Raw genomic sequence first — 21,842 nt, 5'->3', positions numbered from 1 at the left:
CCGCAACTCGGCGGCCTGTTCCACGGACAGCTCCATACCAAGAGACCCTGCCACACAAGATCAAGTAATGCTGACGGAATCACAAGACACTAGGTGAATCCCTGGTTGTCGCGCGGCGCGTGCGACGGATAGCCTGGGAAGCACCTCGTCGGCCCCGCACACTCAGGCAAAACCTCGGCACCCGACCGGTGCTCCGGGTGCGTGGAGCAACGGACGGGCGGTTTCAGTCCGGTCGGCGCCGACCGCGCGTGCCGGACGGGGAGCGCACGGTGGACCCGGTGCCGGCCCGCGGCAGACGGAGCCCCACGCACAACCCGTGGGGTTCGGCCGCGGCGAACGTCAACTCGCCTCCGATGACTGCCGCCATCTCGCGTGCGATGCTCAACCCCAGTCCGGTGCCCGGCTCTTCCCGAGTCGTGGCGCTCCGCCAGAACCGTTCGCCGATGCGGTCGAAGTCTTCCGGGTCGAGGCCGGGACCCTCGTCGACGACTTCGAGGGTCGTCATGGGCCCGTCGTCCCGGAGACGTACCGTGATCCGCCCTCCCTCCGGACTGAACTTGATGGCGTTGTCCAGCAAGGTGTCCAGGATCGAGCCCGCGAGGGTCACGTCGACGCAGAGGACGGCCGACGACGCGTCCGCGACCACGAGCCGGAGCGAACGGGTTTCGGCCTGCGGCCGCCATGCCACGACCCGGTCGGTGACCAGGTTCATTGCGGCCATCGGGCCCGTCCGTACCGGGAGCGTGGTCCGGGAGGAGGCCAGCTCCAGGAGCCGGCCCAGTATGACGTCCAGCCGGTTCATCTCCTCGCGGATCAGCTCCGCCTCCTCACGCCCCCTTCCCTCCACGCTCAGGGAGAGCATCTCCATCCGAAGGCTCAACACGGTCAGTGGATTGCGTAGTTGGTGGGAGACGTCCACCACGATCGCGGCCTGTTTCTCCATACAGGTGCGCACCGAGTCGGCCATGTCGTTGAACGCGTCGGCCAGCCGCCGCACTTCCAACGGGGCCCGGGGGTGCACCGACACCCTGCCGGACAGGTCGCCGTCGCCGATCCTGCGGGCCGCCCGCACCAGCTCGCACAGCTGACGCCGCTGCCGGGTCCACCGCAGCCCCACCAGGACCACCACCACCAGGGAGCCCAGATAGACCAGGACGACCGGTCCCGGACCGCAATCGCCCTCGGGGGACGGCTCGACGGCGGACGACCGGGCCGAGTACAACAGGACACAGCAGACGGACGCCTTTATCTGACGGATCGCCATCGCTTACACGGCTCCGGGAATCGACAGCCGATGCCCTCCTCCTTCGACGGCCTCCAGCAGATACGGCACGCCGAGCCGTTCACGCAGCGACGAGATGTGGTGCTGCAGCGAGGCCTCCAGCCTCGCCCGTTGGGTCCGCAGGATCTCGTCGACGAGCTGGTCGGCGGACAGCGTCTCGCCGGGCCGCCGGGCCAGCGCGACGAGAATCCCGAACTCCTCCTCCGGCATATCGGTCGGGGCGCCGTCGACCAGCACGACCTCCTCCCGCACATCGATACGCACAGGCCCGGCCAGGAGCAGATCCCCGGGCGGATCGTCGACGACCGAAACCACGGAAGGGCGATGACGGCGCATCACAGCGCGTAAACGGGCCAGCACTTCCGCCAGGTTGTAGGGCTTGACGAGGTAGTCGTCCGCGCCGAGGTCGAGTCCGCGCACGCACGAGGCGTGGTCCCCACGGGCGGTCGTCACCAGGATCGGAATGGAGCTCGCCGCCCGCATCCTGCTGCACAGAGTGAAGCCGTCACAGTCCGGGAGGCCCAGGTCGAGCAGGACTGCATCGGGACGTGCCCGCTCCAGCAGCTCCATCGCCGCCTTGCCGGTGGTCGCGCACACCGCACCCACGCCTTGTTGGGCCAACGCCGCCCGGAGGGCCGCCGAAACCCGCTCGTTGTCCTCGACCACCAGTAGTTCCACTTTGCCCCCGTAGCGCTCAGAGCCCTACGCCGGCGCGGCGGTCCGCTCGGACAACCATCCACCCCGTCGGCGTCACAGTGGTGACTCTCCACACATCAGGCTTCAGCCTAACGAGCGTTGTGGATCAACGTCTACGGGCGCCGGGCCTCCGTGCGGGTCTCGCCACCCGCCCGGTCCACTCCCTGGGGGTCGGAGCGGATGAAGCCGGGGCGAAGCCTGGGCGGCCAGCAGCCCATGCTGAACATGCCCATCGAGTACGCCTTGGCCGCCAGCGCCGTGCGGTTGGGCACATCGAACTGTCGCAGAAGGGCGCCGACGTGATATTCGATGCCCTGCCGGCTGAGGAACAGTTTGGCCGCGAGGCGCACGGTCGGATCCCCCGCCGCCACGCCTTCCAGGACCTTCGCGCTGAGGGGAGTCAGCTTCCCCTGCTGCCCCGGGCGCGCATGGTGGTCGCCTGCCGTCTCCCCCTGCGTGAACTGCACCATGATCGCCTTCACCCGTCCCGATCCGTCCTCCACCGGGAAGGCGGTGAGTTCGCCGGAGACCGCGGTGCGGTCGAAGCAGGTGTCGATGGAGAGATCAGCCTGGCACGCCTTGCTTCCCCGGACCAGTCGGCCGAACTGGCGCAACGCGTACTGCCGCACGCCCGGGTTCAGGAATTCCGCGAAATCACGCCCGCGCATCTCCTCGGGGCGCATTCCGCACTGGGTGCTCAAGGCGCTGTTGATCGACCGCACCCGGAGTGTCGAATCCAGGACCCCGAGGCCGATGCCGGAGCGCTCGAACAGCGAAAGGAAAACATCGCGGTATTGCTCGCCCGGAATCTCGGAGTTCAACAAGGAAGGATCGATTTCGCGCAATTCTTCGACGGAGCCCAGCAAGTCATTCCGCATGAGAGACGTCCCCCTCGATCCCTTGCCGAAGCTCGCTCTTCGTTTCGCTCTCCGCCTCGGCCATGTACGACAAACCGTCCTCGCATTCCTCATTCCCTGTATTCCGGCCGACGCCGAGCAGACTAATGAGGCCGAACCACGGCGTGCAATGGGGACACTGGCGCTCCGCCCAACACTGTGGTCCTCGCCGCACAGTTCGGAGCGGCCGCGGCGTCTCACACCGGCCGGTGCGGACGAGACAGCCGTACACCACGCGTCGGAGTGCGGGTTCACCGGAGTTCACCGGGACGGCCGGGACGAGTCCGCAACGCGCTGTCTCCGCACCTGAGGGCCCCGGCGGGCGGCTCCGGATACCAGGGGGTAGCCCGCTTGGTGCACCGATCGGCCACCGAAGCGGGGGCGTCCGGTCCGGGCCCGGCGGCGTGGCGGCCGGGCGGGACAACCGGTGCGGCACGCATGCGGCTAAGGGCTGTCCCGTAATCCCTGGCGGGCGTACGACGACAGCTACGGCACCTCGCCGCGTTGTCGGAACGCCCGAATACGCCCAGTATAAGGACGGTCCTCCGCCTTGCGATGCACCGCATCTGACGCCGCGCGCTGATCCACCAGGGATTACGGGACAGCCCTTGGTGCTGCGACCGGAACCGGCGAGCGGGGGCCGCCCGTCCTGCCCTGCACGGCCGGCCCCGCGGCGCGGTTGCGTGGGCCCCCGCCCGCCCGAGCCCGTGGGGGAACGCCGGTGGTTCGACGGGCGGTCAGAGTCGCTCGGAAAGCACCCCCGAGGACAAGGCGGCTCTTCCCGCCATCCGCCGCACCACCGGAAGCAGCCCGGTCCGCCCCTCCACGCCCAGTCGCTGGTAGAGCCTGGTCAGGGTTTTCTCCACTGCTCGCCGAGTGACGCCGAGCGCCGCCGCGACCTCCTGATTGGTGTGTCCGAGAGCTACGAGGGCAGCGACCCGGCGCTCGGTGTCGCTGAGTGCGCCGCCACCGGGCGGCAGTGCGCTGTTCGGATCACCCCGGAGGGTCCCGGCCCAGCACCGGAGGGCCGACTCGCCCGCCGCGTCGACGATCCGGTCTGCCTCGGCGAGGAGCTCGGCGGAGCCGGGCCGCCCGGCGTCGCGCAACCGGTTCGCGTACGCCGTCAACGCCCTGCCCAACTCCAGCGTGTTGGAGCCTTCCCTGAGCACGGAGACCGACTCGGCGAGCAGGGACAAGGCATACCGGCCGCCCACGACGGTGCCCCACATGCGCAGGATCCGGCCGAGGTCGTACGGGGAGCCGGAGACCCGAGCCGCCTCGCAGGCGCGGGCGAGGAGCCGGAGCGCGTCCTGCGGCCGGTCGACGCGGAGCAACGGGGACACGCACCACAGGTCCACCGGGAACAGCGTCCGGTTGCACCAACCCGCCGCCTCTGCCTGCTGCGCCGCCTCAAGCAGGTCGGAGAGCAGGGCGGGCAGTTCGGGTTCCGGGGCCGACTGTGCGCGTATCGCCCGACGGGCCAGGCCGGTCAGCGGTATGACGGCCTCCTGGCGTTCGCGCAGCAGGGACCGCAGCCGGTCGGCCAGCCGCGGGTCGCGCGTCTCGAGCGCCACGGACGTCAGGCCGACGACCGCCGACCAGTCGTCGTCCTCCAGCGGGCCCGGGGCCGCCGCGCAGGCGTCCGACGCGTCCGCCCAGGCGTCCGCGAGCCGGCCGGCGTGCAGGGCGGCCAGTGCCCGCCAGCCCAGCAGCCGGGTCTGCAGCCGCCCGTCACCGCGCCCTCGTGCCGCTTCGAGTGCCATGTCCAGCCAGCCGCGTACGGGTTCGTCCACCCCGGACGCCGTGCCGGAGGCGATCATCAGGGCCGGCGCGGCATGGACGGAGGCGGCGGAGGCCGGCTCGTGGTCGAGCATCCAGCGCACCAGGGCAGCCGCCTCGGCTGCGGGCAGCCGTCCGCCGAGGATTCCCGCGTAGACCAGGACCGACACCAGTTCGCGCTGCGCGGCGGTACCGGGCCCGGGCCCCGGGGTCAGGGCGCGCAGCCGCTCGACCGCGGCCGCCGGGGCGCCCGGGGCGCCGAGCCGGTGCAGTCGCGTACGGGCCTCCAGCCGCAGCCCGAGGTCCGCCGCTTCCGGGCCCGCCATGGCCGGTTCTCCGGCGGATTCCAGTACCTGGGCCGTCTGCGGGGCGGTGAGGAACAGTGTGAGCGGCACGTTCGCCACGACCGCGGCGCGCTCCCGGTCCGAGGACAGCAACTGGTTCGCCTGGACGGCGTGGCGGAGCATGGCGGGGGCCCCGGTGTCCTGCTCCGCCTCGGACAGGGCCGCCAGGAACGCGCCGCGCTCCGGGCTGTCGGGCGGGAACTCCCGCAGGGCGCGGCGAAGGCAGTGGATCGCGAGGGCCGCGTCCCCGCGGCGGAGCAGGTCGTCGGCGGCCTCGCGCAGCACCCGGGCGGTCCCGGTCCACTCGCCGGGACCGACCTCCAGGAGGTGGGGGACGATCCGATCGGGCGGAGAACCGGCCTCGTAGAGCAACTCGGCAGCGCGGCTGTGCATCTCGCCGCGGTCGGCGAGGGTCAGACGGTCCTCGGCGATCTCTCGTACGCAGTCCCACAGAACGGGTGGCGTCCAGCGCTCCACGTTCCAGCCGAGGCGGAGCAGGGCGCGCGCGGCCGCGGCTTCCTCGGCCGGGCCCAGGTCCGAGAGCCGGGCGAGGACACGCGGCTCGGCAGGGCCGCCCAGGATCGCGGCGCAGCAGGCCAGGTGCCGGACGGGCTCCGGCTGGCTGCTCAGGACTGCGGCCACCCGCAGTCTCAGGTTCCGGGGCGCCGGCCGGGTGCGGGCGATGTCGAGGAGCTGCTCGGGGGCGACTTCGTGCACAGCGTCCACACGGTCGAGCAGCGAGACGACGAGTGCCGGGTTCCCACCCGTCGCACGTGTCCAGGCCGAGAGTTGCGCGCCGGTGAGCACGCCGAGTTCCGCGAGCAGGGGGTGTACTTCCTCCGGACCGAGCGGGGCCGTCCTGATCACTGGATCCGCGGCCGCCAGCAAGCCCTGCACGCGCGGCAGTTCGGCGCACGGCTCGCCCTCGCGCACCGTCACCACCGTGAGTAGCGGAACGGGACTCGGGTCGGCGGACCATCGTGTGAGCCGGGCCAGCGATGTGTTGTCGGCCCACTGCAGATCGTCGACGAGATACGCCGGGAAGCCGGCGCCGGATGCGGGTCCGGCCTGAGGGAGAGGACCTACCGGGACGCAAGGGGGATCCTGTCCCGGACGGCCGCCGCATGCCCGTCGGACGGTGAATCCCTCCTCCACCGCGAGGTCGGCGACGGCGTCCAGGAAGGCCGAACGGCCCGTGCCGGGCGGGCCGGTGACCGCCACGAGCACGGCGGCCCCGCCCCGCACTCGGCTCATCGCCGCCCGGATCGAGGCGAACCCGTGCGTCATGCCGACGAGGGGCACAGGTGTCTCCGTTCACCGGGGCGACTGAACGACGCCGTCATTGCCGAGATCCTTCACCACGGCATCCTCAGTGGGCGGTTGGGCCCGGACAACCCTCGTCGCGCTCTTCACGATCTCGACACGAGGCCATCTTCACACGACACAGAATTGTCATATGGTAAGCACGTGAGGAGCCGATTGGATCACCCGCGTCCCCCCACCCCACCTCCGGCTTTTCCACCCACGTCCTTACCTGCCGGCGCCGCCTTCGACCGCTCCCCGCCCACGCACCGCCCGTCCTGCCGGATCCCCGTCGGCCGCTCCGGCACCCGCTGCGTGGTGATGTTCGGGTCCGTCGACAGCCGGCCCGTGGACGCGATCGTGCGTCACATCGGCGACGTGTGCGGGCGGGAGCCGAGCGTGCGACGCGTCGACTGCCGCCTCGACGAGGCCGGCGCCGAGCACGCCGTGCTGCGGCGGCTGCTCGGCCTGCGCGGCGGTGAGCCATTACCCCCGCACAGGACACGGCACGCGGCCCTGAAGCTGGTCGCGAAGTCACCGGCCCAGGCTCCGCTGGTGCTCGCCGTCGGCGACGCCCAGTGGTGCGACGAGGGCACGATCCGTTGGATCGACGGGCTGATGCGCGGCCCGGCCCAGGAGCCGCTGACCGTTCTGCTGAGCCTGGCACCCGACATCCCGGCGCCCGCAGCGTCGGCGTTCCACGAACTGATCACGCGCGACGGCTGCTCCGTCACCGACGCATCGGACCTCTGGCCGGCCGGTGCCGCCCCGCCGTCCGGGGACGCCGAGGGCCTCGATCGGCGCGAATCCCGGCTGCTCCGGGTGGCCCGGGCGGCTGTGCTGCTGCGCAGCACCGACCCCCATCTCGTCGGCCCCCTCGCCGGACTTCCCCTCCAGGTGACCGGGCGGCTCCTGGAAGCGGCCCGGGATCTCGGGCTGCTCCCGAAGCGGATGCCCGCGCGGTGCGTGCCACCACAGTTCGACGCACTGATGGCCGCACTGCCCGACACCGAGGGCGAGCAACTGCGCGCTCAGGCCGCCGAGATCCTCAACGACGCCGCGCGGCCGGCCGGACAGGTGGCCGAGCTGCTGCTGGGGCTCCGCGCGCTGGACCGCCCCTGGATGAGAGCACTGCTCAAGGAGGCGGCCGCCACTGCGCGCCGCGACCGCCCGGCGACCGCCGCGACCTATCTGCACAAACTCCACGAGTCCGCCCCCGACGACCTCGCCGTCCGCACAGAGCTGGCCGCAGTGCTGACCGACATCGACCCTGCGGCCGCCCTGGAGCATCTCGACGGCGTGCTGTCCCGCACCGACGACCCGCCGACCCGGGCGCTCGCCGCCGGGCAGCACCGGCTCACCGCACTCATGACGCATCGCACTCCCGACACGCCCGAAGGGCTCGGCGAGCTGCTGCGCGAGCTGCGGGAGTGCGCGTCGCCCCTCTCCTGCGGCGGCCCGACGGACGACCTGGCGCTCGCCACCCGCGCTCTGCGCACCGCGCTGACCGGCGCTGACCCGGCCGCCGCGGTCGCCGACGCCCATCAGGTCCTGCGAACCGACCGGCCGCGCGCCGCGTGGGCGAGGGTCGCCGCCGCCCAGGTCCTCGCGCTGGCCGGCGACACCACGACCGCCCTCGGCCACCTGGACCGGACCGTCACGGACAGCCGGCGCCGCGAGGAGACATGGGCCCAGTGCCACGCCGGGTCGGTCCGGGCGCTGCTGCTGCTGGAGTCGGGCCGGGCGGACGACGCGGTCGAAGCCGCGCTGGCCGCCAGCAGCCTCGCCGAGGAACAGGAGCGGACAGGGCGCACCGGCCTGGCGTCGATCAGCCTCGCCCTGACGCTGGTGGCCCGCGGCGATCTCGACCGGTCCGAGTCGGTCCTGCGTCGGCTCGACGGCCACGCATTCGACGGCTCCGTCCGGGAACACCACCTCCACCTGACGGCCAGGGGCCTGGTCGAGCGCGGCCGCGGCCGGACCGAGCAGGCCCTGCGGCTGATGGAGCGGTGCGGGGCGGGTCTCACCGCCGCCGGCATCAAGAACCCCCTGTTCACGACCTGGTGGCTGCACAGCACGGAACTGCTCATGACCCTGGGACGGACGGGCGACGCGGCGGAACGGGCCGAACTCGGCCGGCACCTCGCCGAACGGTGGCCGACGCCCCGCAGCACCGGGCTGAGTCTGCTGGCCCGGGGCATGGTGGCCACGGGCGCCGACCGGGTGGAACTGCTCGCCGAGAGCGTACGGGTGCTGCAGGACAGCTCCGACCACCATGCCCGCGCGCTCGCGGAGATGCGTCTCGGCACGACGCTGTTGCGGCTCGGCGACGAGAAGGCCGCGCGCGGGCGGCTGCACGCGGCCAGGGCGACGGCCGTGCGGTGCGGCCTGACCACCGTGGCCGGTCAGGCACGGGTCGCGCTCGCGGCGGCGGGGGGCCGGCCCGCGTCGGTGGCACTCAGCAAGGCCGAGCGGCCCGTCGCGGAGATGGCCGCGGCCGGTGCGACCAACCGGACCATCGCCGACACCCTCTGCCTGACCGTGCGCACCATCGAGTACCACCTGACCAGCGTGTACCGAAAACTCGGCGTCACCGGTCGCGCCGGCCTCGCGCACGGGCTCGCGTCGCCGGGTGCGCACGGATCAGCACGTCTGCCGGGCGAAGAACATTGAGCCCGCCGCCCCTTCCCTGCCCGGCCGACGCGTCCGGGAGGCTCCTCGAGCGGTCGACCCACCTGGCGCTGCTCGAGCAGGCCGTGCGCCAGGTCGCGGAGGGCGGCGCGGCGACCGTCGTCGTGCACGGACGGCCGGGCACCGGGCGCACCGCCGTGCTCGCCGAGGCGGCATCGCTCGCCCGGCGAGCCGGACTGCACATCGTCACCCCACCCGCCCGGCGTGCCGGCCCGCGACGGCTCCGCGACCTCGCGTCGCACCTGTCGGCGCAGACGGCGTACGGCCCGGCCGGCACACCGCTGGCGGTCCTCGTCGACGACGCCGAGGACGTGATCCGTCAGGAGCACGACGCCGGCTGCGCGGGACGACGGCCCCTGCTGCGGGTGACGGCCGGCACGGACCCGGCGGTCCTCGGCGCGGACGGCCCGCCGGGATACGAGTTGGCCCTGCGCCCGCTGAGCGCCGACGCCGTGCGGGTGCTGCTCGTCGAAGCGTACGGCGAGGAGGCCGGCGGTCCGCTCGTGCCGGCGGCGACGGCCGCGACGGGCGGCAGTCCGGCGGTCCTGTGCGCCGCTCTCCGGTGGTGGCCGGCGCCTGCGCCCGGTCCGGACGAATTCGCCGCGCTCGCCGACCAGGTGGGCAGGCGTCACGTGCGTCGCACTCTGGCCCGCGTGTCCGGGCGGACGGTCGCACTGGTCGAGGCGAGCGCGGTGGCGGACGGCGACCTCCCCTTCGACCGGGTCTGCGAACTGGCAGGGATCCTTCCTCCGTGGCGCGAGCGGGCCCGTGCGGAGCTGGCCGGCACCGGGCTGCTCGACCAGGTCGGTCACCCGCAGCTGTACGACCCCCTGGTGGCCGACCGGGTGCTGGGCCTCATGGACGACGGCCGGCGCCGCGATCTGTATGAGCGCGCCGTGCGGATCGGGCGCGGGGACGGAGTCCCCGAGCCGGTTCTCGGCCGGCTCGTGGCGCATTCCCGGACGGCCGAGCCATGGGCACCGGCTGCCCTGTACGCGGCGGGCGTGCACGCCCGGCGGCCCGGGGACGAAGCCGACGCGGTCGCCTTCCTCGAACAAGCGCTGGACCGCGGGGCGTCGGGTGAGCTGCGCGCGAAGGTGCTGCTGGCACTGTCGACGGCGCGACTGTCCCTGCGGCCCGAGGCGGCCGACCGCGGCTTCCGGCGCGTGCTCACGGAGACATCCGGCCCCGACGGGTCCGCAGAACGGCTGCTCGCCGCCGACCGGCTGCTCCTGCGCGGCGGCGGAAGCGGCGTGGCGGCGGCCCTCGACTCGGCCGCGGCACGGAGAACGACACCCGCGGCGGAGCGACGAACCCTGCTCGGTCTGCGGGAACTTGCTCTGGAGAGGGGCCCGGCCGAAGCGTCGGCTGCCCCTGACCACGCGGACGGGGCATCGCGGCCCGCGCTCGACGCGGTCGAGGCCGCGGCCGCCGCCTGGCGGCACTGTCTCGCGGGACGGGAGATCGGCAGGGCCCGGCGGCTCGCCGTCGCCGCGCTGGAGCCGGCAGAGGCCGGGCTGTTCGCTCCCGGGCTGGTCGCGGCGAGAGTGCTCACCGTCACCGAGGACGTGGCCCTCGCGCGGGTCGGGCTGCGGCGGATCGAGGCCGAGGCCCGGCGGCGCGCGGTGGGCCCCGCGATCGGGCAGGCTCTGCTGGGCCTGGCCGAACTCGCCCTGCGGACCGACGATCCGGACGAGGCCGGGGCCCGGCTGGCCGAGGCGCTGGCAGAGGTGCCCCGCACACACTGGCATCCCCGGAGTCTGCCGCGGCTGGCAGCGACGGAGGCACTCGTGGCCCTGGGCGACGGGCGCCCGGACCTCGCCGAGTCAGCGCTGGTGGGAGCCCTGCCGGACCGGCACGAACACGGCGTCGGTGGGAGCCGGTTGCTGTTCGCGGGGGGCCTCCTCGCTCTGCACACCGGCCGCGCCGCCGAGGCGGCGTCACACCTGCGCGAGTGCGGCCGCATCCTGCTGGCCCTCGGCTGCCCCAACCCCGCCGTCGTGCCGTGGCGTTCACATCTCGCCATGGCGCTGGCGCCCGTGGACCCGTCGGCCGCGGCGCGCCTGGCGGCCGAGAGCCTGGCGGAGGCCCGGGCCTGGAGCGCGCCGGGCACGGTCGGTTCGGTCCACCTCTGGACCGGTCTCACCCTCACCGGCCTGCCGGCACTCGCCCATCTGCAGTCCGCGGTGCGGGTGCTCGCCGGTTCGACGGCCCGGAGACGGTATGTGCGCGCGACGGCGGAGACGTCCGCCGCCCTGCTCGACGACGGTCGGCCTGCGGAGGGACGGCGTCTGCTGGACGAGGCCGTCGCGGCGGGGCGTGCCGACGGGGAGCGGCCGGTCCCCCGAGTCCAGGAGGTCGTCGCCATGTTCGCCTCGCTGCCCAAGCTGAGCCGGGCTCAGCTGAGTCCGGCTCAGCTGCGGGTCGCGCTGCTCGCCGCCGAAGGGCGGTCGAACAAGGCGATCGCCGAGAAGCTGTCGGTCAGCCTGCGCGCGGTCGAGCTCCATCTGACGAGCAGCTACCGGGCGCTGGGCATCGCCGGCCGGGCCGATCTGACCGAGATGCTGGGGCACGCGGGGTACGGACGGCGCTGACCTTCAACCCGTGCGGCGGGGCCCCGCATGGGTGGCGCCGTGCCCATCACGTGCGCAGCGACTCGCCCGTCCCCACCAGCCCCTCGCGCAGGGCGACCGCGACGGCCTGGGTGCGGTTGGGACAGTTCAGCTTGGACAGCACGACCGCCACGCTGCGCTTGGCGACGTGCTCGGACACCCCCAGCGCCTGTCCGATCTGCTTGTTGCTCAACCCGTCGACGAGCAGTTCCAGCACCTGTCTCTCGCGTTCGGTGAGCAGCCCGATCGACGGCTCCGTGCGCGGCCGCGCCTCTTGGCCGCTGAACCGCGACGACGGCGCCCCCGTGGCCGGCTCGAGCAGCAGCCGCTCGCCGTCGGCGAGCCTGCGCAGGGCGTCGTCCAGCCCCTCGGTGGTGAGGGCGTCCTGGTCCAGCACGCCGTCGCAGGGCAGGGCCTGGCCGGACGCGACCCGCTGCACTTCGGCGCCGGGCAGGATCAGCACCACACGGATCCCGTTCCTGCGGACCACCGCGGCCAGTTCGGCCGCCCAGGCGTCCTCACCGGTCCCGAAGGCGCTCACGCACCACACCACGAGCACGTCGCAGGAGAGGACCAGCGTCTGGATGGCGTCCACCGGGGCCGCCGCCGTGAACTCCTCGGGTTCGTAGACGGAGTACTGGTCCACGTGGGCGGCCTCCGCCAGCATGGCCGCGAGCCCTCCACGAGCCACCTCCCCCCGTGCCACGACCGCGACCTTGACCGACCCCGACGTGTTCATGTGCCGCTCCCGTCCACCCAACCGACTGCCCGGTGTCTTTCGGCCAACCGGAATCCGTTCTTCGCACGCAGTGGCGATTATTGCTCGGCGGAGCACGCTGTCCATCAGGCTGTTCTGTTGCAATAGTCCGACAGTCGCATCACCTTCGCAATGCGCGTAGAGCTTCCTGATCAATACGGTCACGAGCACGTGACGAGACGTCAGCGTCCGGACACACCCCCGGTGTACACCTGGGGCGCGTTGAATGCCGTGGCACGCAACGGAGTCGCCTCCGCCCGCCCTGCCGTGGGCCGATGCAGGCCCCGCATGCCGATGGGGGTTCGTTCCGGCCGAAACCGGTACCTCCGTGATGCCGGTGAACTCGCAGTCCGACGCGGTGCCGGCGACCGTCCACAGGGTCCATGGAGTGTTGCTGTGCTCACGTGCGTCAGCATGGGTGCGGGCGGGTGGGGCGGATGCCGGGTGCGCGGGGTGCACCCGGCGGGGTCAGCGGACCTGGTCCGGGGTGAGGACCTCGGTGATGCCGCGCGCGGCCAGGTGCTCCGTGTTCCCGGCCTGGCCGGCGAGGACGGCCGTGGGCCGGACCCCGTCCGCGGTCAGCCGGGCGAACGCCTCGAAGAACGCGCCACCGGGGGCGCACGTCGAACGACGGGGTGCGGTCTCGTCGTCGCCGGTGTCGACCACCAGGGCCGTGGTGCGGGGAGTCGGCCGGGCGACTGCCCCCCGCCGCGCCTCGACCATCCGGGCGATGGCTTCCCCGGCCGGTTTCACCTGCCGGTCGTTGGTCAACAGACCGAGCCCGTATTCGAGTTCGGGGAAGTCGGCCAGGGAGCGGGACACGTCATGGGAGCACCACCAGGTGACCCCCCACACGTCCTCGCAGTCCAGCGCGTTCGCAACGGTCGCCTCGGTGAACGCGGCCGCGTGCTCCGCGGGGATGAGCGGGGAGGGGGCGCCGACCTCCTGCAGCCAGACCGGCCGGTGCGGGTCGACGGCCCACGCCTTGGACAGTTCGATCAGGTAGGCGGCGTGATGCTCGGTGGCGGTACCGGTGCGGCCGTGCCGTTGGGCGGTGCCGTTGAAGACCCAGGAGTGCACGGCGGTGACGGCGCCGATCCGGGCGGCGTGGGCGGGGGTGAACGCGTGGTCGTCCTGGTACCAGGCGGCGTCGTACTCGGCATGAAGGTGCAGCTTGCCGGGCGCCCCCTCCTCGCAGGCGTCGAGCAGGGTGCGCAGCCAACTTCTCGCCTGCGCCGGGGTGATGAGGTCGGGGTCGGGGTGCGGAGGGCCCGAGAACTGGTTGATCTCGTTGCCCAGCGTCATCCCGATGAAATTGGGGCGGTCGGCGAGGGCGGCGGCGAGCGTGCGCAGGTAAGCGGCCTGGCCCGCCACCACGTCCGGATCGGTGAAGATGTTCCGCCGGTGCCAGGTCTGCGTCCACGCGGGCAGGAAGTCGAAGCTCGACAGGTGGCCCTGCAGTCCGTCCACGTTGACGTCGAGGCCGCGCTCGGCTGCGGCGTCGACGAGTTGGACGAGCTGTTCGACGGCGCGCGGCCGGATCAGGGTGCGGTTGGGCTGGAAGAGCGGCCAGAGCGGGAAGACCCGGACGTGATCGAGGCCGAGTGCGGCGATCGAGTCCAGGTCGGCGCGGACCGCGTCGAGGTCGAAGTCCAGCCAGTGGTGGAACCAGCCCTGGCTGGGCGTGTAGTTGACGCCGAAGCGAAGCGGGGAGTGAGGCATACGGTATGGGTTTCCTGGTTCTTTGGTGCGGGGTGGCGGCTCGGGGTCGGCCCTTGACAGCGCCTTCGCCGACGCCTCCTCCACTTCGTGCGGGAGGTTGAGGAAGGCGTTGCGCATCAGCAGGACGTTCATCGCGGCGACGGAGCCCGGCAGCAGCACACCGATCAGGGCGTGTGCGCCGGGCCTCCACAGGCGCTCAGCGGAAGGACGGCGGCGACAACGGCGGCAGCGGTGACTGCTCTGCGGGAAATGCGCACGGTGAACGGCTCCTTTGCTCGGACCAGGCGTGCGGACGGGACGTGCCGGGGCCGTGGTGGACTCACCGGCCGCGTACGCCCAGCAGACCCTCCAATGCACGCGACGCAAAGTCAATACATTCGCTTGAAGTTGCCCAAACTTTCGCCATACATGCAGGTCAGAGCAGTGTTTACAGGCATTGAAGATGTTTCACTAATGCGCTTTAGGGCCGTTGAACTCAAGCGCTTTAGTCACTGGCGAACTTCGTTCGACCGGTGCCGTCGAAAGGCTTAGGATGCCCCGGGGAGGAGCGAGCGCCGCGCCCCTCGAGGACCATGCGGAACGCAGGGAGAGGGCAGACCAGGTGACACCGAAGGGGCCGCCGGGCGGGGCGACACCGCCGACCCGGCGCACACCTGCGCGACGGCCGACCATGAAGGACATCGCCCAGCGCGCCGGAGTGTCGGAGAGCGCCGTGTCCTTCGCGCTCAACGACCGCCCCGGCGTCTCGGAAATCACCCGGGACCGCATCCGGCGCGTCGCCGAACAGCTGGGTTGGCGGCCGAGCACGGCCGCCCGCGCACTGTCGGGCGAGGGATCGGCCACCGTGGGCCTCGTCGTGGCCCGCCCCGCGGCGAGTCTGGGCGTGGACTCGTTCTTCCTGCAGCTGATCTCGGGCGTTCAGGAGGTGCTGGCCGAGCGCCAACTCGGCCTGCTCTTCCAGGTGGTGGAGGACGTGACCGCCGAGTGCGCCGTCTACCGGAGGTGGTGGGCGGAGCACCGGGTCGACGGGGTGCTGGTCGTCGATCCACGGACGGACGACCCGCGTGCCGAACTGCTGGACGAGCTCGGGCTGCCCGGAGTCGTCATCGGGGCGCTCCCCGGCAGCGACACCGGTCCGCACCCGGGCCTCTCCCAGGTGCGCGCGGACGATGCGGGTGCCATGGCGGCGATCGTGGGCCGGCTGCACGAGCTGGGGCACCGGCGCATCGTGCACATCGCGGGCCTGCCCACGCTCGCCCACACCGACCGGCGCATCCGCTCCCTGCGCATCGAGGCGGACCGGCGCGGGCTGGCCGAGGCCCACTCGGTGACCACGGACTACTCCGACACGGAGGGGGCGGCTGCCACCCGCCGGGTGCTGGAACGATCCGTCCCGCCGACCGCGATCATCTACGACAACGACGTGATGGCCGCGGCAGGGACCGCCGTCATCGCGGGGCTCGGCATCTCGGTCCCCCGCGACGTGTCGGTCGTGTCGTGGGAGGACTCCGCGCTGTGCAGGCTGACGGCCCCGTGGCTGACCGCGCTGTCCCGGGACACGGTCGCGTTCGGGCGCATCGCCGCACAGGAGCTGACCGCGCTGCTGGACGGCGGCGCGGCCCGCACCGTACAGGTTCCGCTGCCCGGGCTGATCGAACGCGGAAGTACGGCCCCGGCGCACGGCAGTTGACGGAACCACCCCCCGTCCGGCAGCGCTCTTTCCGGCATTCGGCAACGGTCGGCGCGCCGTGGCAGACTGCGATCATGACTGAAGCCGTGAAGGGCCCCGCCAGCTACTTTCCGTCGATCGAGAAGGCGTACGGCCGGCCGATCCCGGAGTGGAAGGACCTCATTCGGTCCTCGCCCCTGACCAAGCACATGGAGCTGGTCTCCTGGCTCAAGGCCGAGCACGGCCTCGGCCACGGCCACGCCAACGCCCTCGTCGCGCACACCCTCGCGGAGGACAAGGGCAAGTAGCGGCGCCGTGATCGACGGATCGCCTCGGTGATCACGGCTCGCACGGCCGGGGTGAGTTGCACGGAGTGAACCCGGTCTCCGGTGGCGTTGTCACTGGTGCGCACCGGTTCGAGAGCGGTGCGACATCCTGCTCCGAGGGCGGTCGGCGGTCCCGCCCCTACCGCTCACCGGCCTACCGTACGAAGTCCTGACGGCAACTGCGCGCGAGGAGTGGCTGCGCAGTTTCGAGACCGAGTTCGCGAGAACGGGTGCCAGAGCTCGTTCTCGCGTGTCCAGTCGGCTGCGGACGCGCCCGCAGCACCTCAGCTGAAGAGCGGGTGCTTGTCGGTGAACTCCCGCTCGATCCACGCCAGCCGCTCCTCGATGGACCGTCGGCACGGCTCCGGTGCCGCGTTCCGCAGCCTGCTCAGCAGCGCCCGAACGCGGGACAGCACCATCGGCGAGTTGGAGGCCGCCCAGAGCATGTCGTCGATCCCCACACGGATGAACTCGTCCCAGGACGGCAGGCACAGCACCACCCGCACAGAGCCGTCGCCCCCGGCGATCGACCCGGCGCCGAGGTCCGCCGAGGTGAGGTAGCGCAGCAGGTCTTCCGTGGCATCGAGAACCTGCACAGCGGTCGCCGGGTCGTTGATCGCCGAGGACAGCGCACGCAACCCGATGTCGGACAGCAGCCGGAAGGCAAGCATCGGATCCTGGTGGAACGTGCGCTCGACCCCGGCGACCACCGACCGCAGCACCTGGTCGCCGGGGACCCGCCCGCCGCGCACCTCCGCCACGACGTCGCCTGCGTAGAGCGTGGCCCCGACCGGCACCCTCAGCACGATGACGGCATCGGCCGACTCAGCCACCCGCAGCAACCTCAGCAGGTCCACCTGCCCGACAACGACGGCGCCGTACGGCCACACGACACTCGACGTCACCTCGGGCAGGCGTCGGGGCCCGTCCCCCTCCTCTGCCGCCCGGGGTGCAGTGCCCGCAGGCGGATAGAAGGTGCGCAGCACCTTGCGTCCCCGGTCGCGTACATCGGTGAGGACGTGGGCGAGCTGGATGGACCGAAGGGCACCGAGCTGCAGCCGCCGAACCAGCACCAGCGCCGCAGCCGACAGGACCAGGGTCGCGGTGGGAACGGTCACCGACACAGTCGGCTCGGAACCGATCGCCAGAATCGCGGTGACCGCGAAGACCAGCAGTCCGACCACGAAGGCGAAGACGCGCCAGACCGCCGGGTCGGACCGGAACAGGGCCAGCCGATGACTGAAGTTCCCGGCCGCCCACTGCACCACCAGGAACAGCAGCGAGAAGATCAGCGTGGCGACGCTCAGCACCCCCAGACCGACCACCTTCAGCACGTCCACCGCCCGGTCGGAGGCCACCTGGTAGCCGCCGTCGATCCTCGGCAGGGTCGTCCCCAGCACGAGCCCCGCCGCCGCGGCCACCGCTTGGGCGCTCCCGGCACGCAACGCACGCCGTGGACGTACGACACGTTCGGCCGACTGATCCGAACCGAACGATGCCGGCGGAGGGACGTCCACGGTGGTCTCCGATCGAGGGCACGGCCGCAGGGAAATGACACGCTCGGACCACGGACGGCGCCCGGCAAGACGCCATGCCGCCATGCGGCCGAACGGACCTGCCACGCCCGCCTTCGGCACTGCCGTCGGCTCAAGGACCGGGACGCTCCTCCGGTTGCGCGTGCGCCGGTTCAGGCGAACGGCCGCGGTGCGGTTGCTCCGACCTCCCGGACTGCGGAGCCTGGTCGGTACCGCCCTCGCAGAGCCGGCTCGGCTGCTGCTGGGGGTAAGGAGCCGATGGTCGCGGGCCGCGATCGCGGCGGCCGGCAGCGCCGGCCATGACCGGAGAGAGGAGCTGGCCGGCGATGGCGGACACATGGGCCGAGCGCATCGCGACGTTCATCGAGCCGCTGCGCGTGAAGCCCGGCTCGACGGTGGACCTGGCCAAGGACTTCGATCCCCGCTACAAGGGGCACCTGAAGAAGCGGCAGGGCGTCGAACTGCTGCGTACCGGCGTGTCGCTGCTGGCCGAGTACCAGATGCGGCTGGCCGCCCAGGACACGTACGGGGTGCTGCTCTGCCTCCAGGCGCTCGACGCCGGAGGCAAGGACGGGACGATCCGCCACGTCATGAGCGGGGTGAACCCGCAGGGCGTGAAGGTCAGCAGCTTCAAGGTTCCCTCGGCCCAGGAACTCGGCCATGACTACCTGTGGCGCTATGCCCGCCGGCTGCCCGCCCGCGGAGACATCGCGATCTTCAACCGCTCGCACTACGAGGAGGTCCTCGTCGTACGGGTGCACCCCGAGGTTCTCGAGCGGCAGAGGTTGCCGCAGTCTGCCCGGGGGACGGAGATCTGGGACCGCCGCTACCAGGAGATCAACGACTGGGAGCGCTACCTCACCGACAACGGGTTCAAGGTGGTGAAGATCTTCCTGAACCTTTCCAAGGAGGAGCAGCGCACCCGCTTCCTCAAGCGGATCGACCTGCCCGAGAAGAACTGGAAGTTCTCCGCGGCCGACGTCCGCGAGCGCCGCCGGTGGGACGACTACCAGCTCGCGTTCTCCGAGATGCTGTCGGCCACGAGTACGAAGTGGGCGCCCTGGTACGTCGTACCGGCGGACCGGAAGTGGTTCGCGCGCATCTGCGCGGCCTCGGTGCTCGCCCACACACTGATGGACATCGACCCCCAGTACCCCACGGTCGGGGAAGAGGCCCGGAATGACCTGCTCAGGGCCCGGCGGGAGTTGGAGAAGGAGGCCCCCCGAGGAGCCCGGGCCGACCCGTACGCAACCCGCCGCCGGGCGAAGAAAGCGAAGCGTACCTAAGGGCGCCGTCCTGTCGGCCTTCGTGGATCGGCCCGGGGCGCCAGGCGTTCCGGGCCACGAGGACCGCCGTGACGGGGCCTGCGACGGACCGGCGGGCCGGAAGCGGGCCGGTCGAGGATCGGAGGCATGACGATGACGGTGCAGCAGCACCCTGCGGGGCAGCGTCCGCCGCCCCCGGCAGACTGGTACGCGCGTTCTCCGCAGGACGTCGCATCGGCGCTCGGTGTGGACCCTGCCGTCGGGCTCTCCGCGGCGCGGGTGACGGAGCTGCTGGCCGCGAACGGCCCGAACGCGCTGCCCGAGGAGCAGCCGCGCCCGGCCTGGCGGCGCTTCCTGGACGAGTACCGCAGCTACATGCAGATCATCCTCGTGGCCGCCGCGCTGGTCTCGTTCCTGATCAAGCAGTGGAGCACCGCGATCCTGCTCGTCCTGCCTCACGCTGCTGAACGCGGTTGTCGGCCTGCGCCAGCAGGGCAAGGCCGAGAGCGCGATGAACGCGCTGAAGTCGATGATGAAGGCGACGGCCAGAGTGCGCCGCGACGGCACCGAGTCCGAGATCCCGGCCGAACAGCTCGTCGCGGGCGACATCGTGCTCATCGCCGCCGGTGACCAGGTGCCCGCCGACGGACGCATCATCGAGGCCAACGCCCTGCAGATCGACGAGTCGGCGCTCACCGGCGAGAGCATCCCCGCCGCCAAGAACGCCGGCACCCTGCCGCACGGGGAGAGCCGGCCGGGGCCCGGCGACCAGACCAACATGGCCTTCATGAACACCCCGGTCACGCACGGCAGCGGTGTTCTGGTCATCACCGGAACGGGCGAGGACACCGAGCTCGGCAAGATCTCCGGAATGCTGTCGGCCACCGCCAAGGAGGAGTCGCCGCTCACCAGGGAACTCAATGCCCTGACGCTGTGGATCGCGACGGCGGCCGGTCTGACCATGGTCGTGATGTTCGCCCTGGGCCGCGCTCGCGGCCAGGCATGGGACACGCTGTTCGTCAGCGCCGTCTCCCTGGCCATCGCGGCCATCCCCGAGGCGCTGCCCACGGTGACCCAGGTGATCCTCTCCGTCGGCAGCCTCAACCTGGCGAAGCGCAACGCCATCGTGAAGGAACTGCCCTCGGTCGAGACTCTCGGCTTCACCTCGGCGATCAACTCCGACAAGACCGGCACTCTGACGATGAACCAGATGACCGCCGTCGAGGTGGTGAGCCCCACCGACCGGTACACCGTATCGGGCATCGGCTACGGGCTCGAGGGGAGGATCCACCACGCCGCGGGCTCCTCGGCGGGCATCGAGGACGCGATTCTCCCGTACGTCGTCGCCAGTGACGCGAACCTGGTGGACGGCACGGTCGTCGGCGACCCCACCGAGGGAGCACTGCTCGTCCTCGGCCACAAGGCCGGGCTGGACATCGACGCGACCCGGGAACGGCTGCCCCGGCTCGCCACTCTCCCGTTCGACCCGGACTACAAGCTGATGGCCACCTTCCACAGCGCCGTCGATGCCTCGGGGCGGCCCGTCGTGCGGTGTTTCGTCAAAGGTGCGGCGCCGGCCGTCATGTCCCGGGCCGGCACCGCTCTGGCGGCGGGCGCCGCCGTCCCGTGGGACGCGGAGCTGAGCAGGCGCGCCCGCGAGCAGACCGAGCGGATGGGCAGCGAGGGACGACGTGTCATGGCCGCGGCCACCCGTGACCTGGACCCGGCGGACTTCGATCCGGACGGCGATCTCCTCGCCCTCGTCACCGATCTCCGGATGACCAGCCTCGTCGGCATGGTCGATCCGCCCCGCGACGAGTCCCGCGCCGCCGTGGCCAGCGCCCAGGCCGCCCACATCCGGGTCCGCATGGTCACCGGGGACGACGTCACCACCGGCGCCGCCATCGCCCGACAGCTCGGGATCCCCGGCGAGGCCATCCTGGGCGCGGACTTCGCCGCCCTGCCGGAACACGAGCAACTCGCCCGCATCGACGACATCGGCGTCGTCGGCCGTGTCGCGCCGGAGCACAAGGTCCTGCTCGCCGACACCCTCAAGAAGAAGGGCGACGTCGTGGCGATGACCGGTGACGGTGTCAACGACGCGCCCGCCATCAGGGCCGCCGACATCGGCATCGCCATGGGCACGGGCACGGACGTGGCCAAGAACGCCGGCCGGATGATCCTCTCCGACGACAACTTCGCCACGATCGTCTACGCCGTGGAGGAGGGCAGAAAGCTCTACGACAACCTCACCAAGTACATCCGCTTCGTCCTCCTGCTGCTGGTCACCTTCGTACTGACCTTCCTCGGCGCCACCCTCTTCAACATCGCCGCCGGTGAACCGTTCACCCCGCCCCAGGTCCTCTGGGTCCACTTCATCGTCAACGCCCCCTTCGGCTTCGCCCTCGGCTTCGACCAGGTGAGCCCCGGGCTCATGCGGCGCACACCGCGCCCGCGCGGGGAATCGGTGCTGACCAAGGCCGTGCTGGTGACCATCGGCCTCGGCGGGCTGGCCATCACCGTCCTCCTGCTCGCCCTCATCAAAGTGGGCGAGAGCCACTTCGGCAGCGCCCGGATCGGCAACTCGATGGCGTTCACCGCCTTCGCCCTCTGCCTGATCGTCGCCGCGTTCGAATGCCGCAGCGAGACCGGCTCCGTGTTCACGACCGCGACCTTCGACAGCAAGCAGATGAACTGGGCCGCATTCTCCGAGTTCGTCCTCGCGGTGCTGGTCACCCAGATGGACGGCTTCCGCCGCATCCTCGGCACCACCGAGATCGACCTCCGACAGTTCGGCTGGGCACTGCTGGCCGCCCTCGTGCTCCTGCTCCTGTGGGAACTGGGCAAGCTCCTGGCGCGCAGAGCCCTTAGCCTCGCCGTTTCGGTTGGGGCGATGAGGCGTCGCTGAGGGACAACTGCCGAGTGACCGACGCGATTTTGGTGCTCGGACATGGCGGAATCCCGGC

At 71.8% G+C, this 21,842-nt stretch carries 12 protein-coding genes and 1 pseudogene; 6 read left to right on the top strand and 7 right to left on the bottom strand.

What is annotated here, in order from left to right:
• Positions 1–223 precede the first annotated feature (223 nt).
• The 4 genes from ACFU6I_RS42040 to ACFU6I_RS42025 all read right to left on the bottom strand — a co-directional run bounded on the left by ACFU6I_RS42040 (position 224) and on the right by ACFU6I_RS42025 (position 6,299).
• The gene (locus ACFU6I_RS42040; protein WP_384377833.1) at positions 224–1,264 is read right to left on the bottom strand and encodes a sensor histidine kinase; all 1,041 of its coding nucleotides are present in this window, start codon (positions 1,262–1,264) and stop codon (positions 224–226) included.
• Between the two features lie 3 nt (positions 1,265–1,267).
• Positions 1,268–1,960: a response regulator transcription factor gene (locus ACFU6I_RS42035; RefSeq protein WP_384377830.1), complete on the bottom strand. Its 693-nt coding sequence runs from the start codon at positions 1,958–1,960 to the stop codon at positions 1,268–1,270.
• 131 nt (positions 1,961–2,091) lie between these two features.
• Positions 2,092–2,844, bottom strand: a complete 753-nt coding sequence (locus ACFU6I_RS42030) for a PAS domain-containing protein (protein ID WP_384377827.1) — start codon at positions 2,842–2,844, stop codon at positions 2,092–2,094.
• A 767-nt stretch (positions 2,845–3,611) separates the two neighbouring features.
• On the bottom strand, positions 3,612–6,299 hold the full coding sequence (locus ACFU6I_RS42025; protein ID WP_384377824.1) for a LuxR C-terminal-related transcriptional regulator: 2,688 nt from the start codon (positions 6,297–6,299) through the stop codon (positions 3,612–3,614).
• Between the two features lie 348 nt (positions 6,300–6,647).
• On the opposite strand from ACFU6I_RS42025, the gene ACFU6I_RS42020 reads away from it, so the two are divergent.
• Together ACFU6I_RS42020 and ACFU6I_RS42015 are read left to right on the top strand one after the other, a co-directional pair.
• A complete protein-coding gene (locus ACFU6I_RS42020; protein WP_384377821.1) occupies positions 6,648–8,972 on the top strand; it encodes a LuxR C-terminal-related transcriptional regulator in 2,325 nt (774 codons plus the stop codon).
• The gene (locus tag ACFU6I_RS42015) at positions 8,969–11,584 is read left to right on the top strand and encodes a LuxR C-terminal-related transcriptional regulator (protein WP_384377818.1); all 2,616 of its coding nucleotides are present in this window, start codon (positions 8,969–8,971) and stop codon (positions 11,582–11,584) included. The genes ACFU6I_RS42020 and ACFU6I_RS42015 overlap by 4 nt, the downstream gene beginning before the upstream one ends.
• A gap of 46 nt (positions 11,585–11,630) precedes the next feature.
• Here ACFU6I_RS42015 and ACFU6I_RS42010 read toward each other — a convergent pair whose 3' ends face one another.
• Both ACFU6I_RS42010 and ACFU6I_RS42005 read right to left on the bottom strand, forming a co-directional pair.
• Positions 11,631–12,341, bottom strand: coding sequence for a response regulator transcription factor (locus ACFU6I_RS42010; RefSeq protein ID WP_384377815.1), 711 nt, complete (start codon positions 12,339–12,341; stop codon positions 11,631–11,633).
• A 486-nt stretch (positions 12,342–12,827) separates the two neighbouring features.
• Complete coding sequence (locus ACFU6I_RS42005) at positions 12,828–14,081, bottom strand: glycosyl hydrolase (protein WP_384377836.1); 1,254 nt, start codon at positions 14,079–14,081, stop codon at positions 12,828–12,830.
• A gap of 670 nt (positions 14,082–14,751) precedes the next feature.
• Between ACFU6I_RS42005 and ACFU6I_RS42000 the strand changes: the two genes are divergently transcribed.
• On the top strand, positions 14,752–15,771 hold the full coding sequence (locus tag ACFU6I_RS42000) for a LacI family DNA-binding transcriptional regulator (RefSeq protein WP_384377812.1): 1,020 nt from the start codon (positions 14,752–14,754) through the stop codon (positions 15,769–15,771).
• Between the two features lie 74 nt (positions 15,772–15,845).
• A complete protein-coding gene (locus ACFU6I_RS41995; RefSeq protein WP_345511339.1) occupies positions 15,846–16,058 on the top strand; it encodes a DUF4287 domain-containing protein in 213 nt (70 codons plus the stop codon).
• A 302-nt stretch (positions 16,059–16,360) separates the two neighbouring features.
• Here the strand turns inward: ACFU6I_RS41995 and ACFU6I_RS41990 are convergent, their stop codons facing one another.
• Complete coding sequence (locus ACFU6I_RS41990) at positions 16,361–17,497, bottom strand: DUF2254 family protein (RefSeq protein WP_384377809.1); 1,137 nt, start codon at positions 17,495–17,497, stop codon at positions 16,361–16,363.
• A gap of 440 nt (positions 17,498–17,937) precedes the next feature.
• Here ACFU6I_RS41990 and ACFU6I_RS41985 point away from each other — a divergent pair, with 440 nt between their 5' ends.
• Positions 17,938–18,897 carry a polyphosphate kinase 2 family protein gene (locus tag ACFU6I_RS41985; RefSeq protein ID WP_384377806.1) on the top strand — a complete coding sequence of 320 codons (960 nt, stop codon included), beginning with the start codon at positions 17,938–17,940 and terminating at the stop codon, positions 18,895–18,897.
• A gap of 126 nt (positions 18,898–19,023) precedes the next feature.
• Positions 19,024–21,784, top strand: a pseudogene (locus ACFU6I_RS41980) (cation-translocating P-type ATPase).
• Positions 21,785–21,842 lie beyond the last annotated feature (58 nt).

The sequence above is a fragment of the Streptomyces sp. NPDC057486 genome (genome assembly GCF_042802415.1).
Classification (GTDB): Bacteria; Actinomycetota; Actinomycetes; order Streptomycetales; family Streptomycetaceae; genus Streptomyces; species Streptomyces yanii.
Note: the sequence above shows the minus strand (reverse complement) of the source record. Positions and strands in the feature narration are given on the sequence as shown.